The 15,956-nt window shown below is 69.5% G+C and carries 12 protein-coding genes; 7 read left to right on the top strand and 5 right to left on the bottom strand.

The window, feature by feature from the left end; genetic code table 11:
- Positions 1-10 precede the first annotated feature (10 nt).
- Positions 11-805, top strand: coding sequence for an FKBP-type peptidyl-prolyl cis-trans isomerase (locus QUD34_RS10620; RefSeq protein ID WP_286353675.1), 795 nt, complete (start codon positions 11-13; stop codon positions 803-805).
- Here QUD34_RS10620 and QUD34_RS10615 read toward each other — a convergent pair.
- The 4 genes from QUD34_RS10615 to QUD34_RS10600 are packed head-to-tail and all read right to left on the bottom strand — an operon-like array spanning position 798 to position 5,004.
- Positions 798-2,165 (bottom strand): M20/M25/M40 family metallo-hydrolase, encoded by a 1,368-nt coding sequence (locus tag QUD34_RS10615; protein ID WP_286353674.1) that lies wholly within the window; start codon positions 2,163-2,165, stop codon positions 798-800. The genes QUD34_RS10620 and QUD34_RS10615 overlap by 8 nt on opposite strands.
- A gap of 29 nt (positions 2,166-2,194) precedes the next feature.
- Positions 2,195-2,674, bottom strand: a complete 480-nt coding sequence (locus tag QUD34_RS10610) for a nuclear transport factor 2 family protein (RefSeq protein WP_286353673.1) — start codon at positions 2,672-2,674, stop codon at positions 2,195-2,197.
- 24 nt (positions 2,675-2,698) lie between these two features.
- Entirely contained in the window at positions 2,699-4,198 is a 1,500-nt protein-coding gene (locus QUD34_RS10605; protein WP_286353672.1) for a carboxypeptidase-like regulatory domain-containing protein, read from the bottom strand.
- Positions 4,195-5,004 (bottom strand): response regulator, encoded by an 810-nt coding sequence (locus QUD34_RS10600; RefSeq protein ID WP_286353671.1) that lies wholly within the window; start codon positions 5,002-5,004, stop codon positions 4,195-4,197. The genes QUD34_RS10605 and QUD34_RS10600 overlap by 4 nt, the downstream gene beginning before the upstream one ends.
- A gap of 137 nt (positions 5,005-5,141) precedes the next feature.
- Here QUD34_RS10600 and lepA point away from each other — a divergent pair, with 137 nt between their 5' ends.
- Positions 5,142-6,959: a translation elongation factor 4 gene (lepA, locus tag QUD34_RS10595; protein WP_286353670.1), complete on the top strand. Its 1,818-nt coding sequence runs from the start codon at positions 5,142-5,144 to the stop codon at positions 6,957-6,959.
- Positions 6,960-7,219: 260 nt separating this feature from the next.
- Here the strand turns inward: lepA and QUD34_RS10590 are convergent, their stop codons facing one another.
- On the bottom strand, positions 7,220-8,098 hold the full coding sequence (locus QUD34_RS10590; protein ID WP_286353669.1) for a cyclic di-GMP-binding domain-containing protein, MshE-related: 879 nt from the start codon (positions 8,096-8,098) through the stop codon (positions 7,220-7,222).
- Positions 8,099-8,185: 87 nt separating this feature from the next.
- On the opposite strand from QUD34_RS10590, the gene QUD34_RS10585 reads away from it, so the two are divergent.
- From QUD34_RS10585 to QUD34_RS10565, 5 genes are all read left to right on the top strand, one after another.
- A complete protein-coding gene (locus QUD34_RS10585; protein ID WP_286353668.1) occupies positions 8,186-8,809 on the top strand; it encodes a hypothetical protein in 624 nt (207 codons plus the stop codon).
- Positions 8,809-9,540: a response regulator transcription factor gene (locus QUD34_RS10580; protein WP_286353667.1), complete on the top strand. Its 732-nt coding sequence runs from the start codon at positions 8,809-8,811 to the stop codon at positions 9,538-9,540. Before QUD34_RS10585 ends, QUD34_RS10580 begins: the two co-directional genes overlap by 1 nt.
- On the top strand, positions 9,527-10,903 hold the full coding sequence (locus QUD34_RS10575; RefSeq protein WP_286353666.1) for a sensor histidine kinase: 1,377 nt from the start codon (positions 9,527-9,529) through the stop codon (positions 10,901-10,903). Before QUD34_RS10580 ends, QUD34_RS10575 begins: the two co-directional genes overlap by 14 nt.
- A gap of 84 nt (positions 10,904-10,987) precedes the next feature.
- Positions 10,988-13,747 (top strand): TonB-dependent receptor, encoded by a 2,760-nt coding sequence (locus QUD34_RS10570; RefSeq protein WP_286353665.1) that lies wholly within the window; start codon positions 10,988-10,990, stop codon positions 13,745-13,747.
- A gap of 39 nt (positions 13,748-13,786) precedes the next feature.
- The gene (locus QUD34_RS10565) at positions 13,787-15,904 is read left to right on the top strand and encodes a TonB-dependent receptor (RefSeq protein ID WP_286353664.1); all 2,118 of its coding nucleotides are present in this window, start codon (positions 13,787-13,789) and stop codon (positions 15,902-15,904) included.
- Positions 15,905-15,956: the final 52 nt, after the last annotated feature.

Below are 15,956 nucleotides of genomic sequence, written 5' to 3'. Positions count from 1 at the left end.
GGAATCCGGAATGATGCGCCTGCGTACCGCGCTTTGCCTCTCCCTCGCCGCCTTGGCCACCTTGGCTCAGGGGGCTCCCCCCGACCTGCTGGTGCCTCCCGCCGAGGCCCTGCGCACCCCGGGCGGGGTGACCTATCGCGTGATCCAGGCGGGGCGGGGCGGCACTTCACCCGGCCCGAGGGACTTCGTCCGGGCGCACCTCACGGGCTGGGGCCCGGACGGGGCGACCTTCATCCACACGAGGAGCCTGGACGAGGCGCCCTACCTGAGCCTGGAGCGCCTGATGCCGGGGCTGCGGGAGAGCCTGCAGGCCATGGTCCCGGGCGAACAGCGGCGCATCTGGGTGCCCGAGGCCCTGGCCTTCGCAGGAGCCAAGGGGCGGCCCGCCGGGACCGTGGTGATGGACCTGGAACTGCTGGACAGCGTTCCCGATCCGAGCCAGGCACCCCCGGATGTGGCGGCGCCACCCCCGGACGCGACGACCCTGCGGTCCGGCCTGGCCTTCCGGGTCCTCAAACCGGGTTCAGGGACGGCCCATCCGGCCCGTCCCAGCTGGATCTCGGTCCACTACTCGGGGTGGACCACCGACGGGAAGCTGTTCGACAGCTCGCTGAAGAAGGGCACCTCGGTGCCGCTCCAGGTGAAGGGCACCATCGAAGGCTGGATCGAGGGGCTCCCGCTCATGGTGGTGGGGGAGCGGCGGCGCTTCTGGATTCCCGAGAAGCTGGCCTACCGCGGCGCCTCCGGCATGCCGCAGGGGATGCTGGTCTTCGATGTGGAGCTGATGGGGATCGCGCCTAATTGAACCGGGCTTCGGACTGGGCGAGCGCGTAGGCGAAGGCGGCCAGGACCGCGGCGTTGTGGGCCAGGTCATCCTTCTCCACCTTGTCGAAGGTATCGGCGTGGGTGTGGTGGATGTCGAAGTAGTGGGTGGCCGCGTGGCTCACGCCGATGCCGGGCACGCCCTCGGCGACCATGGGGCTCACATCCGCGCCGGAGCCGCCGAGGCGGAGGTCCACGGCGCCGAAGGAGCCGAGCGCTTCTCCCAGGCCCTTCAAAGTGGCCAGTGCGGCGGCCTTGGCCTCGGGCGCAGCCTTGCGGAGGTCGAGGCTGAACGCCTTGATGCGCTCGCTGCCCGAATCGGATTCAAAGGCGGCGACGATGCGGGGGAACTCGGCCAGGTGGGCGTCGCGGTAGGCCTTGCCGCCGCGCAGTCCGTTCTCTTCATTGGTCCAGAGCACCACGCGGAGGGTCCGGCGGGGCTTCAGGCCGAGGCGCTGGATGAGCCGCGCGGCCTCCAGGGCGATGACCGTGCCGGCCCCGTCGTCCTGGGCGCCCTGGCCCACATCCCAGCTGTCCAGGTGGCCGCTGAGGATCACCACTTCATCGGGTTTCTCCGTGCCGCGGATCTCGCCCACCACATTGGCCGAGGGCGCATCCGGCAGGGTCTTCGCGCCCATCTCGAGGTGCACGCGGATGCGCTCGCCCCGCGCCTGCATGCGCCGCATCTGGGTGGAGGCCTCGAGGGTCACGGACGCCGTGGGGATCTTCGGGAAGGCGGGATCGTAGTCCATGACGCCGGTGTGGGGCGTGTCGAGGCTCACGGGGCCCACGGACCGCACCAGGGCGGCCACGGCGCCGTACTTCGCGGCCTTGGGCGCGCCGTCGTGACGGTAGACCACCGTGTGTCCGTAGCCCTTGTAGGGCACATCGAAGAGGACGATCTTCCCCTTCACGGCTTCGCCCAGACGATCCAGCTCGTCGAAGGAGCCCACCACGACCACCTCCGCGGTCAGTCCGCCTTCGGGCGTGCCCACGCTGCCCCCCAGGCCCAGGATGTGGAGCGGCTGGGGCAGGGGCGCCAGCATCTCAGCCCGCTCCTGTCCCCGCACCCAGTGGGGCACCATGACGGGTTCGGCGTGGACCTGGGTCAACCCGGCGGCCTTCATGCGGTCCTGGGCCCAGGCGATGGCCTGGTCGAGCTGGGGCGAGCCGGACAGCCGGTGGCCGATGCGGTCGCACAGCCAGGCCAGGTCCTCGTAGGCGCCGTGGGTGCGGAAGGCTTCGGTCCTAAGCCGCTCGGCGGTGGCGCGCAGCGCCTCAGGGGAGGTTTGCGCGCCGAGGGCTGTCGCGGTCACGAGGAGGAGGCATCGGGTCAGGTTCATGCCTCATCTTACTTGGTAGAGTCGATAAATCAGGGTTTTTTTGCCAGCTCTTCGATCTGAGCCCTCACGGCCTTCATCAAGGCGTTGGGAATGGGCACGCTGAGGTTGTACTGCTGGATCAGCCAGCGGTCCTGCTCCCGCGTCAGCACACCGGCGCCCCGGGCGGGCCCCAGGTTCGGGGTGTCGAGATCCTCGTCGAACCAGGCGCTGAGGCCGTCCTTCGACAGGGTGATCGCCCGCCGCGTGGCGCGGAAGCTCCAGGCCTTGCCGCGCAGGAAGATCGGGTGGGCCCAGGCCTGGAAGGCGGCCTTGGGCCAGCGCTCGGTGGCGTCCGTGCCCAGGAACACGGCGCCCTCGGCGAGATGGCTGAAATAGCGGGCCTCATCGGCCTGGGCCGCCGCCAGGTGCCAGTCGTCCAGCACGGTCGCCACGGCCTTTTCGGTGGGCGACTGCGCCGAAAGGACAAGGGGAGGGCAGAGCATCAGGACTGGGATCAGGGCAAGGCGCACGGGGAACTCCGGCGGAAGGCGGTGTCAGCGGGGACGGTCCAGCGCCACCCTGACCCGCATGCGGCCGCTGGCGTCGGTCTCGAGCACTTCCCAGGAGAGGGGCCCGCTGCGGCCCTTGGGGTTCTCGCCGGGACCCAGGTTGAAGGCCGCGTCGTCCAGTTCCCAGCGTCCGCAGGGGAAGCGGGGCTTGGGGGGCTCGGGGCTGCCGGGATGGGCATCCACCACGCGCACCGGGCCCTTGGGATCGTCGGGACTGAGGAGGTAGGGATCGATGCGGGCGACGATCAGGCCTTCGTGGCCGGGGCCGAAGCGGCCGCCCACGCGGCCCCGCTCGAAGCCCCAGGGGCGGCGCACCTCGAGGCTGAAGAAGCGGCCCTTCTTGCGGGGATCGGGCAGGGTGACCCACTGGGGATCGGCGCCGGGGGCGCGGCTGGCGGGGGCGATCCAGCCCTCCCAGGCTCGGCCCTTCACGGCGTGGCGGGCGATGGCGCTGCGGAACCGGCCCCGGTACCAGAGCTCCGAGCGCACCCAGGCCATGGGATGGGAGGGGCTGTAGCCTGTGTCCTCCACCCAGGGGCCTTCCCCGGGGTGTGAGCGGTCCCAGCCGCGGTACTGGCCCGCGTCCATGAGATCCCAGATGCCGGCGGTGAGGGGATCCTCGCAGCCCAGGTAGAGGTCGTCCACGCGATGCTCGCCCATGCCGTGGAAGGTTTCGTGGACGATGTTGCCCAGGGGCACTTCCTCGGTCATGAAGAGCAGGGGCCAGCGCCGGGAGCGCTCCCAGGGCAGTGGTAGCAGCAGGCTCACCGCCTTGAGGTGGGATTCGTCGGCCGTGAGGGACTGGGGGGCGCCGGGCGTGATGATCCAGAGGTGGTCGGGCTTGCCATCGGGCTTCAAGGCGCCGGTGCGGTTGTCGATGCGGTCGCAGTCGCCGAGTTCCTCCCCGCGGAGCCGCTCCAGCACCCATTCGGCCATGGCGGCCTTGTGGGCGTCCGTGCGGGGGGCGGGGAAGTCGGCGCTGCGCAGCTTGAGGAAGCGGCCCTCCACGAGGGAGAGGGCGCCCTTGCTGACTTCGTAGAGGTAGTTGGCGGCGCTGGCCACGCCGGGGCGACGGGAGAAGATCAGCTCGCGCAGGGCCCCGTCCGGCAGCTTCGAGGGCTCGTCCGTGAAATCCAGCCGCACGATGAACACCGATTCCGCTCGGTGTCCTGGTTCGGGCGTCAGCACCACCTCGCGGTTCCATTCGGAGGCCGGCACGAGGTCCCGGCGCCAGCCGTCCTTTTCCACCGCCAGCACGCGGTCGCCGGGATCCAGCTCCAGACGGAAGGAACCGTCCGCGTCCGTGAGGGCGAGGGGGGGATCCCCGGCGGGGGAGATGCGCGGCTGGCGGTCCGGATAGACCCGCACGCCCGCCAGGCCGCGGTGGCCGTCCGTGATGCGGCCCTTCAGGGCCGCGGCGCCGAGACTGGATCCGAGACTGGAGGCGAGAAGGCCGAGGGCGGCGGCCCTGAGCGTCCGGCTCATGCCTCGCCGACGAGCTTCTGGAGGTGGGCCAGCTTCGCCAGGAGGGCGACGCGGCGGCGGGTTTCCGGCGCCACCAGGGGCTTCTCCAGCGCGTCGGCCACGGGCTCCTGGAACCGGGACCAGGTCTCCAGCTCGCCGGGGCTGTACAGCAGCAGGATGGGCAGGTCCTTCAGCTCCTCGGACTGGTGCACGGCCAGGGCCAGCGTCTGCGCGCTGCCTTCGAGCAGGTCCGTGTCCAGCACCAGCACATCGGGCCGGTGGGCGAGGATCTGGGCGCGGGCCTGGCCTTCGCCCTGGGCCTCGAGGAAGGTGGCCTGGTCCTTGCCGAAGTGGTTCTGCACCTGCGACCGCACGAGCGAACTGGCGGAGACCACCAGCACCTTGGGCCGGGCCGGGGCCGGGACCACGCCGCGGCGGGTCAGGGCCCGGATCCGCAGGTGGGTCTGCACGCGCACCTGGAGCAGCATGGTGTTGGCGGGCTTGCGGAGGAAGTCGTCGGCTCCGGCGGCGTAGCTGCGGTCCTTGGCGTCGCGGCTCAGGGCCGTCAGGACCAGGACCGGGATGCCCGCCGTGGCGGGGTCGGCCTTGATGGCCTCGCAGGCCTTGAACCCGTCCATGGAGGGCATGACGGCGTCCATGATCACCAGGTCCGGCGAGCCCTCCCTCACGCGATCCAGTGCCTCCTGGCCGTTGGCGGCCGTCACGAGGCGGTGGCCCAGGGACTGCAGCTGCGCCTCGATCTGGCGCCTCTGAAGGGCATTGTCCTCCACCATCAGGATGGTCATGGGGGACGCGAACTGGGTCAAGCTGGCTCCTTACTCTCGTAACTCGAGGTTAAAGGGCCTATCGGTTCCAATCAACCGCTGGATGAAGATGGAACCTGGTAAAACTCCGCAGACACCAAGGGTTTCCAACGGTACAATGGCCAGTTCGAGGTTCCGCAGTGGCGCATCCCAGTCTCATCCGCAATTTTTCCATCGTCGCGCATATCGACCACGGCAAGTCCACCCTGGCAGACCGCCTGCTGGAGCTGACCAAGACCGTGGCCGGCCGCGACATGCAGGCCCAGATCCTCGACGACATGGATCTGGAGCGCGAGCGCGGCATCACCATCAAGGCCCACGCGGTGACGCTGAAGTACCTGGCCCAGGATGGCCAGACCTACACGCTCAACCTCATCGACACGCCGGGCCATGTGGACTTCACCTACGAGGTGAGCCGCAGCCTCGCCGCCTGCGAGGGCGCCATCCTGGTGGTGGACGCCACCCAGGGCGTGGAGGCCCAGACCCTGGCCAATACCTACCTGGCCCTGGAGAACGGCCTGGAAGTGTTCCCGGTGCTGAACAAGACCGACCTGCCCAGTGCGGATCCCGAGCGCGTGCTGCAGCAGATCGACACGGTCATCGGCCTGGTGGACACCGCCCACGCCGTGAATGTGAGCGCCAAGACCGGCGAGAACTGCGAACAGGTGCTCGAGCAGATCGTGAAGTGCATTCCCGCGCCCCAGGGCGATCCGGCCGCGCCGCTCCAGGCGCTGGTCTTCGACTGCTACTACGACGCCTACCGCGGCGTGGTGAACCTCATCCGCGTCGTGAACGGCACGCTGAAGGCGGGGGACCAGATCCGCTTCATGTCCACGGGCAGCGAGCACCGGGTGGATGAGATCGGCATCTTCGACCCCAAGATGGACAAGCAGGACTCGCTGTCCGTGGGCGAGGTGGGCTACCTGGTGGCCAACATCCGCCAGCTGGTGGATGTGAAGGTCGGCGACACGGTGACCCACGCGGTCACGCTCACGACCAAGCCCGCCACCGAGATGCTGAAGGGCTTCAAGGAGATCCAGCCCGTGGTCTTCGCGGGGATCTTCCCCACCTCCAGCGACGACTACGAGAACCTCCGCAACGCCATGGACAAGCTGCGCCTCAACGACAGCAGCTTCACCTACGAGCCCGAGACCTCCACCGCGCTGGGGTTCGGCTTCCGCTGCGGCTTCCTGGGCCTGCTCCACATGGAGATCGTGCAGGAGCGCCTGGAGCGCGAGTTCGACCTGGACCTCATCACCACGGCTCCCAGCGTGCGGTACCATGTGCACCTGACCGACGGCACCGAGACCTCGGTGGACAACCCCTCGAAGCTGCCTCCGCTCCAGAAGATCGCCAAGATCGAGGAGCCCATCATCGAGGCCACCATCCTCACCCGCACGGATTTCGTGGGCGGCCTGATCAAGCTCTGCGAGGAGCGCCGCGGCTTCCAGCAGAAGCTGGAGTACCTGAGCCAGGACCGCGTGATGCTCGTCTACGAACTGCCCCTGAACGAAGTGGTGATGGACTTCTACGACAAGCTCAAGTCCATCTCCAAGGGCTACGCCAGCTTCGACTACCACATGAAGCACTACACCGAGTCCGACCTCGTGAAGATGGACATCCTGGTGAACGCCGAGCCGGTGGATGCGCTGTCCATCCTGGTGCACCGCAGCAAGAGCCAGGCCCTGGGCCTCGCCCTCTGCCAGAAGATGAAGGAAGTCATCCACCAGCAGATGTTCGATGTGGCCATCCAGGCCGCCATCGGGAGCAAGATCATCGCCCGCACCAATGTGAAGGCCCGCCGCAAGGATGTGCTCGCCAAGTGCTACGGCGGCGATGTCAGCCGCAAGAAGAAGCTCCTCAACAAGCAGAAAGAGGGCAAGAAGCGGATGAAGTCCATCGGCAATGTGGACATCCCCCAGGAGGCCTTCCTGGCCATCCTCAAGGTCGACAACTAGGAACTCGAACGGCCCCGATGGACCGCCTTATGTGATGAGCCCGAAGCAGGAGCGTAGGGCGACTTTGCCGCAGGCGAAGCCCGAAGGGCGCGGCCCATGGAAGGGCCGCGTCAGGTCCATCGGCAATGTGGACATCCCGCAGGCCGAGCCTCAGCTGGGTGGCGAGTGGGCAGGGCTGAATGCCCTGCTCCGAGCCGGGCACCCAGCGAGGCGAAGCTTCCTGGCCATCCTCAAGGTCGACAACTAGGCAATCCGAACGGCTAGCCGACCCGGTCGTCGTCCTTGATCTCGCCGGACTCGATCAGGTTGGCGAGAAGCCGCTGGAGCTCGTCCTGGCCAATGATGCCCCGCCGCTGGAAGAGCCGGATGAGGCCCAGCACCAGGGCGCGGGTCTGGTAGGTCTCCAGGCGCGGGACGGTCTGGCTGTGGGTCCGGCTGTGGATGAGGTCGGCGCTCGCGGCCGGAGGGGCCGGGCGGGCCGGAGAGGCGCCCTCGAAGAGCCCGAAGGGGTCGATGTTGACCGGCTGGGTGGGGGTGCTCTCGATGCCGAAGAAGGGATCGGGCGGGAAGAGCAGGTCCTGGGCGGAGGGGGGTGGAGACGGCACCGCCTGAGGCTGGAGGCTGAAGGTGACGGGCAGGGCGTCATCCTGGGAGGGATCGCCCCCCACCTCGACGGTCAGCGGCGTCGGGGCCGACCCGTCCAGCCGGCGGTAGAGGTCCCCGATGGCCTTCTTCAGTGCGCTGTGGGAGGCCACGACCGGCTGGATGTGCAGTCCCGAGGCGAACCGGGCGCTGTCGATGGCATTCAGGTCCGAGGGATCCGACATGGCCAGCACCAGGGACTTGGGTTCCTTGATGGCGATGGGCAGCACCGTGAACTGGTCGGCCAACCGCTGGGGCACCAGCTTGAGCACCGCGGCGGGAACCTCCAGGTTCCTCACATCCATCTGGGGCACGCCGGTCTGATGGCTGAGGAAGTCCATCAGCACTTCTTCGCTGATGTAACCGAGCGCCACCAGGTTGCTGCCCAGCCGGCCTCGTGCAATCTTCTGATGGGTGATGGCGCTCTGAAGCTGGGCCGGCGTGATGAGGCCGGACTCCACGAGCAGTTCGCCCAGTCGCTTGATGGTTTGCTGCATGAGAGATCCTGGGGTCTTCCGATGATGCACAGAAGGTCCTCTCCAAGGTAACTTTATTCAAGGCTTTTTGTGCGGCCCGGGGGGAGCATGGATTCCGAAGAGCTCTGGAGGGCGGCCCTGCACGACTTCAACAACCTGATGGCGGGACTTCAGGGCGTGTTGGATCTGAGCGAGCCGGGACAGCCCATGGATCCGCGCAACCGCATGCGGCTCGGATCGGTTCTCGACGACGGCAAGTCCCTGATCGACATGGCCCGAGCCCTGGCCCTGGGTCGCCTGCCCGCCGGAGGGGTGGCGTCCTGGGCGGAGTGGGAGGCGGGGCTCCGCCGTCGCCTGGATCCCATGGCAGAACTTTTCCGCTGCCGCGTCGAGGTGGTGGATGCCGGCGCCCGGCACTCGCTCTGGCCGGAGCCCATGCTGCAGGATTGGGTCACCGTCTTCACGAGACAGGTCCTGCCCTGGGCCGTTCCCGGGCCCCTGATCGTGGAGGCCGAGGCACGGCCCGATGCCTGGGTGCTCCGCTGGATCACCGACGCCCCCATGCCGCCGGCCCTGCGGGCCGATCCCCCTCCCGACGCTCCGAAGAACCTGGCCTCCTTCTGGCTCCGGAGCATGGCGGGCCACATGGATCTGCGGCTCGAGGCCGTGACCGGGTGCCTTCAGATCCAGGCGCCGCGCCCGCCCGCCGATCCTGATCACCTGGTGCCTTGATGCCGCGGACCGGGATTCTCCCCCTGTCGGCCCGGGGCCCGGCCTCGCTCCATGTCCTGATCGTGGAAGACGAGGCCCGGACCTCTTCCGAGCTCCGCGTGGGGCTGGAAGCCGCGGGGCTTGAAGTCCGGCAGGCCTCCAGCGGGGAAGAGGGCCTCCGCCTTTGCGCCGAAGAGGCATTCGAGGCCATGGTGGTCGATGTGATGCTTCCGGGGATTTCGGGCCTCACCCTGGTCCGGCGCCTGCGGGAGGCGGGAAACGACACCCCGGTGATCTTCCTGTCCGCCAAGGGCGACCTGGTGGATCGCCTGCACGGCCTGGAGGCCGGCGGCGACGACTACCTGGCCAAGCCCTACAGCATCCTGGAGGTGGTGGCCCGCCTGCGGACCATCGCCCGGCGCGTCCAGGGACGGCAGCAGACGGGGCGGATGCAGGTGGCGGATCTGGTCTGGGATGCGGGGCACCGCCAGATCAGCCGCTCGGGCCACCGCATCGACCTGACGCCCAAGGAATACGCCCTCATGACCCTCCTGCTCGAACATGCGGGCCATGTGGTTCCCAGGGGCCAGATGGTGCAGGCCATCTGGGGCATGGACTGCGCGGTGGATCCGAATGCGGTGGATGTCCAGATCCTGCGCCTGCGCCGGAAGGTGGATGGACCCTACCCCGTGAAGCTGATCCATACGCTGCGCGGAGTGGGGCTCCTGCTGGAGCCCCGTGAAACCGCATAGCGGCAGCATCCTCCTCAAGCTCCAGCTGGGTTTCGGCCTGGCGGCCATGGTCCTGGCCGCGCTCCTGGCCCTCTTCATGGACGGGGCGCTGCGCGGTTCGCTGGAGGCGGAAGACGCCCAGGTGATGGAGGGCCAGGCCCGGGCCCTCACCCAGCGCCTGGCCGCCGGCCTGCCGCTGCTGGATCCGGGCGGACACCCGCGGCCGGAGAAGGCCGCCTGGCGCGTGCGGGACGCCTCAGGCCGGATCCTGGCCGAGAGCGGAGACATGGCGGCGCTCCCGGCTTTGGAGGCCCCTCCCTTGGGGGCGCCGGTCCTGGAGCAGCAGGCCCCCGGAGGGGGCGTGTACTCCGTGGTGGCCCGGGCCTGGTCGGGCGGGGGGCAGGCAGGGACGCTGGTCCTCGTCATGGATCGCACCCACGAAGAGGCCCTGATCCACGATTTCCGGCGCACCCTGGCGCTGGGCGTGGTGCTGGCGACGGCCGCGGCGGCCCTGGTGGCCCGGGCCATCGCGCGGTGGGGCCTGGCGCCCCTGGGCCGGATCGCCCGGGAAGCGGGCTCCATCAGCGACCGGAACCTGGACCGCCGGTTGGCCACGGAACACTTTCCCCGCGAGCTCCAGGAGCTGGTGACCACCTTGAACGCCACGCTCTCGAGGCTTCAGGAGGCCTTCGACCGGGTGGGCAACCTGGGCGCGGAACTGGCCCATGAGCTGCGGACGCCCCTGCAGAACCTGCGCAGCACCCTGGAGAACCGGGCCCTGAGGCCGGACTGCCCTGAACCCGAGGCCGCCGCCCTGGGGGGGCTGCTGGAGGAGTGCGACCGCATGGCGGCCCTCATCGAGCAGATCCTGTTCCTGGCCCGGTCCGAGCACGCGCCGCCGGAGCTGCGGCGGGTCCGGGTGCCCGTCGCCGACCTCCTGGAGGAGGTCCGGGGGTTCTTCGAGGCGGCGGCGGAGCATGCGGGCGTGGCCCTGTGCCTCGAGGGCGGGGCGGGTCTCGCCGTCTCGGGCGACCGCCTGCTCCTGACCCGGGCCCTGCACAACCTGGTGGCCAATGCCCTGCGCCACGCGTCCCTGCATCACGCGTCCCGGGGAGGGCGCGTGACCCTGGGGGCCCAGGCGGCGCCGGAGGCCGTGGGGCTGTTCGTGGCAGACGATGGCCCGGGCATTCCCGAGGCGTGGATCCCGCGGCTGGGGACGCCTTTCCTCCGCCCGCCGGATGGCCGGCCCCTCGAAGGGTACGGGCTTGGCTTGGCCATCGTGAAGCGCATCGCGGGCATGCTCGGCGGCCGCATGGAGATCCAGAGCCGTCTGGGTGAGGGCACCCGAGTGGAGCTGTGGATTCCGAGGGACCTGACGCGATAATCAGGTTGATGTAAGGTTAACCTCACCTCTTCGGCGTCCGACCTCGGGCCCGCGGCGGATCCGTCCTCCCCTTCCGGAGCCTCCATGCCGTTTCCCCGCGTGCCCGTCCTCGGACCCCTGGCCTTCCTGCTGGCTGCCTCCGCCGCCGCGCAGACCACGGGGGCGCTCCGGGTGGAGGTCCTCGACCGAGGGGGAAAGCCCCGGCCGGGCGCGCTGCTGGTGCTCGAATCGGTGGAGCGGGGCGAGCGGCGGAACCTGAAGGCCGACGGCCAGGGTCTCGCCACGGTGGCCGGCCTGATTCCGGGCACCTACCGCCTGGAGGGTCGGACCCTCCACCTGCGGGCCGACGAACGGATCCAGATCCGCCTGCGCCTGGAGGAGGCCCAGGCCACGGTGGCCGTGGAGGCCTCGCCGCTCCGGGCGGAGGGCAGCTCCGTCACCGCTCACACGGTCCTGGACGCGGAAGACCTCGTCCGCCTGCCCTTCTCCCCCCACCGCTATGTGGAGCACGGCTACCTGGCGCCCGGCGTCACGCCCTCCGGCAAGCCGGAACCCGTGGTGCTGGGTTCCATGCTCGACGCCAACGCCTATCTGGTGGACGGCATGGCCACGGGGCTCAGCTCCACGGGCCGCTTCGGCATGAACCTCTCGACGGAGATCCTGGAGAGCCAGACCCTCACCACCGGGGGTCACAAGGCCGAGGTGGGCTTCGCCTCCGGCGGGGTCTACAACCTGGTCACCAAGAGCGGCGGCAGCGAATACCACGGGGCCGCGTTCACCAGCCGCATCTTCCGGGGGATGAACGCCAGACCCGATGCGGGCAAGGCCACCACGCCGGAGGAGCGGCCCACGGACTCGAACGAGTTCGGCTTCAGCCTGGGCGGCCCCCTCGTGAAGGACAGCCTCTTCTTCTTCGGAGCCTTCAACCGCCAGCTGATGAACCTGGACTTCGAGAATGTCCAGCCCGCGGGAGCGACCCCCCACCGGCGGAGCCAAGAGGAGGACCGCAGCTACCGCTTCCTCAAGCTCACCTGGCTGGCCAGCGCGGAGCATCGCCTGGAGTTCAGCTATTTCGGGGACCCCGTCACCCAGACCAACTTCGACACGGCCGGCGACAGCAGCGTGAAGGACCTCCAGCAGCCCAACCGCACCCGGGGCGGCGACAGCTACCTCCTGAAGCATGTGGGCGCGATGAGCCCCCAGCTCGCCTGGGAGAACACCCTGGGCTTGCACCGCACCCGCTTCCACTGGTTCCCGGCGACGCCGGAGGCCGGTCCGTCCCGGGGGCAGCTGGACGCGCCCGGCGCCGAAGCTTTCGGGGCCTATGCGGAAGATCGTCTGGACCGCGTCCGGAACCTGACCTTGCGGAGCGAGTTCGCCTACTTCGCCGGGCCGCACCAGATCAAGGCCGGCTTCCAGGGCCTGGCCTCCGAGTACACGAAGGTCTTCCAGCGGCCTTCGTTCGGCCTGGCCTACCTGGACCGGGCCGCCGGTGGTGCCGGGCCCGCCGCTGGCGACCTGGCGGCGATCCGGGCGGGCCTGCTGTCGATCCAAGGCAGCGACTACGGCTACGCCGCCGGCGACAGCCTCGCCACCGCCAGTCCGGTCTCCGGCCAGCTGGTGGGCGGCCGGGCCAGCTACCTCTACCAGCGCACCCTGGCGGATGCGGGTTCCTACGGCAGCCCGCTCAAGCAGCGGGTGGTGGGGCTCTTCGCCCAGGATGACTGGGCCTTCGCCGCCGGCTGGATCGCCAATCTGGGGCTGCGGGCGGATCGGGCGAGTCTCGATGCGGAGGACGGACGGCCGCTCTACCGCCAGACCCTGCTGAGCCCCCGCGTGGGTCTGTCCTGGGATCCGGCGGCGGACGGGCGGACGCGGTTCTACGCCTACGCCGGCCGCATCTACAGCCCCGCGACCCCGGGCAACCTCGCCGCGGCCGGAGCCACCACCGGCGGCCCCGCCACGGTGAAGCAGGTGTGGATCCCCTCCCTGAACGACTGGCGCACCTGGCAGGCCACGGGCGTGCAGGGCGTGAAGAATGTGGCGGTGGGCGATCTCAAGGCGCCGCGCACGGACCTCTACCAGGCGGGTGTGGAGCGGGTCCAGGACCTGCCCTGGCTCGGGACCTGGACCTTCGAGGCCACGGTCACGGTCAAGGCCGTGCGCGACCTCATCGACACCTACAGTTCCACCTACGGCTACCTGCCCGAGCTGGATGCCCTGGCCAACGCCTCCGCCACGAAGAAGGTGATCGCCAACCTGCCGGGGCTGAGGCGGGACTTCCGGGGCTTCGACTTGATGGCGCGGCGGACCTTCGAGGGCGGCCACCGGCTCCAGTTGAGCTACAGCCAGGGCGACCTGAACGGCAACTCCGAGGTGGGCAATGTGAACACCTCCACCGCCAAGAACACAGGATTCGCCTCCATCCCGAGCCTGCGCCAGGACTACCGCCCGTCGCCCTACGACGGCACCCTGAACGAGGAAGTGAAGCACGCCTGGAAGGCCTTCGGCAGCGCGGCCCTGCCCTGGAACCTGGAGTCCTCCTTCGCGTTCCTCTGGCGGTCGGGCCTGCGGTACAGCAGCCTCGTGAAGGTCTCCGGCGACAATGTGCTGGCTCCCGGCACTGCGCGCGGCGATCAGGAATTGCCCCATGTCATGAGCCTCGACCTGGGCCTGGCCTGGCGGATCCGCGTGCAGAAGATGGATCTCCGGGCCGCGGTGGACATCCTCAACGCCACCAACCGTCAGCCCATGACCTGGGTGAACAACCTGGGCGGAGCCTTCACGCCGGGCAACTTCCAGCAGCCGCGCGTGTGGCAGTTCAGCCTCCGGGCCGCGTTCTGAGCACCAATCCCGCCCCCACCCATTGCCCCCGGAGAACCCATGGCGTCCCATCCGTGTCTGCCCCTGATCTCCTGCCTCCTGGTGGCGGGTGCGAGCCTCCAGGCCCAGGCTCCTTCCCAGGCCACCGCCAAGGCTGCCACCAAGGCTGAAGGAACCGCCACGGTCGAGGTGACCGCCACGCGGTTCCCCGAGGACCCGGCCAAGGTGCCGGCCTCGATCAGCGTCTTTTCCGCCAAGGAGCTCGCGGACCGCGGGGCCACGGACCTCCGGTCCGCCCTCGGCCTGGCGGCCGGGGTGTTCATCGCGCCCGGCGGCGATGGCGGCCCGGCGGGAAGCGTGCCGGAGTTCTGGGGCCTGAAGGAGTTCGACGCCTTCCTGCTCGTGGTGGATGGGGTGCCCTGGGGCGGCGCTTTCAATCCGGCCCTGTCCACCCTCAGCCTGGAGGGTGTGGAGCGCATCGAAGTCCAGCGGGGCGCGGCCCCCGTGATGTACGGAGCGACCTCCTTCGTCGGCGTGATCCAGGTGATCCGCAGCCTGCCCGCGGACGCCCGGAACTCGGCGCGCCTCTCCCTGGGGACCCACGGCAGCTTCGGCGCCGGCGGGACCCTGCGGCTGCCAGTCTGGTCGGGCGTGGATTCCAGCCTGACGGTCGATCACGACCAGCAGGGCTTCGAGGATGCCCGCACCGACTTCAAGCGGAGCCACCTGCTGTGGCGGAACCGGCTCCAGGCCCTGGACGGCGTGATCCGGTTCGATCTGGAAGGCGCGGCGGTGGATCAGAAGCCCGCGAGTCCCTTCCCCCGGGTGGGCAGGATCCTGACCGACCAGGTGCCCATCGATGCGAACCACAATCCGGCCGGGGCCTTCCTCAACGACCGGCGTTTCACCTTCACCACCGGATACGACAGGGTCCTGGATGCCTCGTTCCTCTGGTCCACCACCCTCTCCGTCGCGCGGGCGCGGCAGGATGCCTTCCGCGGGTTCCTCACCGAAGTGGGACCCACGGATCCCAACGCCCATGGGTTCCGCGAGCGCATCGACCTCACGGATGTCTACTTCGATTCCCATCTGACCTGGTCCCTGGGCGAAGCGCTCAAGGTCGTGACCGGCGTGGACCACCTTCACGGTCAGGGCAGCGGCCGGGGCGGAGACTTCGACTACGCCGTGAACCTGGACGGGTCCAACGCGCCCGGGGCGGCGGCCCTGCCCAGTCAGGCTGACATCCGCATCGACGATCGCCGCGACTTCTCCGGACTCTACGCCTTCGTCCAGTGGCAGACCGTGCCCAGGCTGGTGCTGGAGGCCGGTCTCCGGCTCACGCGGGCCGACGAGGCCCGTCGCGCGGCCACGCTGGACTTCGGCAGCGGCGCCCTCGACGATGGCTCGGACACCAAGACCACGACGCGCCTGTCGGGCAGCGCTGGGGCCACCTGGACCGCCTGGCAGTCGGGCACCGACCGGGTGAATCTCTTCGCCGGCGTCCGCAGCACCTTCAAACCGGCGGCCATGGATTTCGGCCTGGACAGCAGCGCCCGGATCCTCGAGCCGGAGACGGCCACCAGCTACGACCTCGGCCTGAAGGCCGACCTCCTGGACCGGCGCCTCGCCCTCGAGGTCAGCACCTTCCTCATGGACTTCCAGAACCTGGTCGTCCCCCAATCCGTGGCGGGGGCGCCGGTGCTCGTGAACGCCGGTACGGAGCGCTTCCAGGGGGCCGAAGCCAGCGCCACCTTCCGGATCGCCGGCGACCTCACGGCCCGGGCGGCCTACAGCTACCACGACGCCCGGTTCCGGGACTACCGGAAGGACTTCGGGGATGGCACCCTCACGCAGCTGGCGGGCAAGCGGCTGGAGATGTCCCCCTACCACCTGGCAGGGCTGGGCCTGGCCTATGCGCCGGCCAGGGGACTGACGGCCACGGTGGAGATGAACTATGTGGGGGCGGTCCTCCTCAACCAGCGGAACACCGCGCCCATGGGCGGTTACGCCACCTGCGCCGCCAGTCTCGGATGGCGGGAGCGCAGCTGGGACCTCCGCCTCAGCGGCCAGAACCTCACGGATCGCCGCAAGCCCGTGGCCGAGAGTGAGCTGGGGGATGCCCAGTACTACCTGCTGCCCGGCCGGCAGGTGACCCTGGGGGCCCGATACCGGTTCTGATCTCAGAAGGCGTTTCAACAGGCTTCCGGTACAATCGAGGGTTTTGGGCCGG

Source organism: Geothrix oryzae (assembly GCF_030295385.1).
GTDB lineage: Bacteria > Acidobacteriota > Holophagae > Holophagales > Holophagaceae > Geothrix > Geothrix oryzae.
Note: the sequence above shows the minus strand (reverse complement) of the source record. Positions and strands in the feature narration are given on the sequence as shown.

Excerpts from the sequence above, each read along its gene's own strand:
- QUD34_RS10620 (WP_286353675.1), top strand. The coding sequence starts at position 11 with ATGATGCGCCTGCGTACCGCGCTTTGCCTCTCCCTCGCCGCCTTGGCC.
- QUD34_RS10615 (WP_286353674.1), bottom strand. The coding sequence starts at position 2,165 with ATGAACCTGACCCGATGCCTCCTCCTCGTGACCGCGACAGCCCTCGGC.
- QUD34_RS10605 (WP_286353672.1), bottom strand. The coding sequence starts at position 4,198 with ATGAGCCGGACGCTCAGGGCCGCCGCCCTCGGCCTTCTCGCCTCCAGT.
- QUD34_RS10590 (WP_286353669.1), bottom strand. The coding sequence starts at position 8,098 with ATGCAGCAAACCATCAAGCGACTGGGCGAACTGCTCGTGGAGTCCGGC.
- QUD34_RS10585 (WP_286353668.1), top strand. The coding sequence starts at position 8,186 with ATGGATTCCGAAGAGCTCTGGAGGGCGGCCCTGCACGACTTCAACAAC.
- QUD34_RS10580 (WP_286353667.1), top strand. The coding sequence starts at position 8,809 with ATGCCGCGGACCGGGATTCTCCCCCTGTCGGCCCGGGGCCCGGCCTCG.
- QUD34_RS10570 (WP_286353665.1), top strand. The coding sequence starts at position 10,988 with ATGCCGTTTCCCCGCGTGCCCGTCCTCGGACCCCTGGCCTTCCTGCTG.
- QUD34_RS10565 (WP_286353664.1), top strand. The coding sequence starts at position 13,787 with ATGGCGTCCCATCCGTGTCTGCCCCTGATCTCCTGCCTCCTGGTGGCG.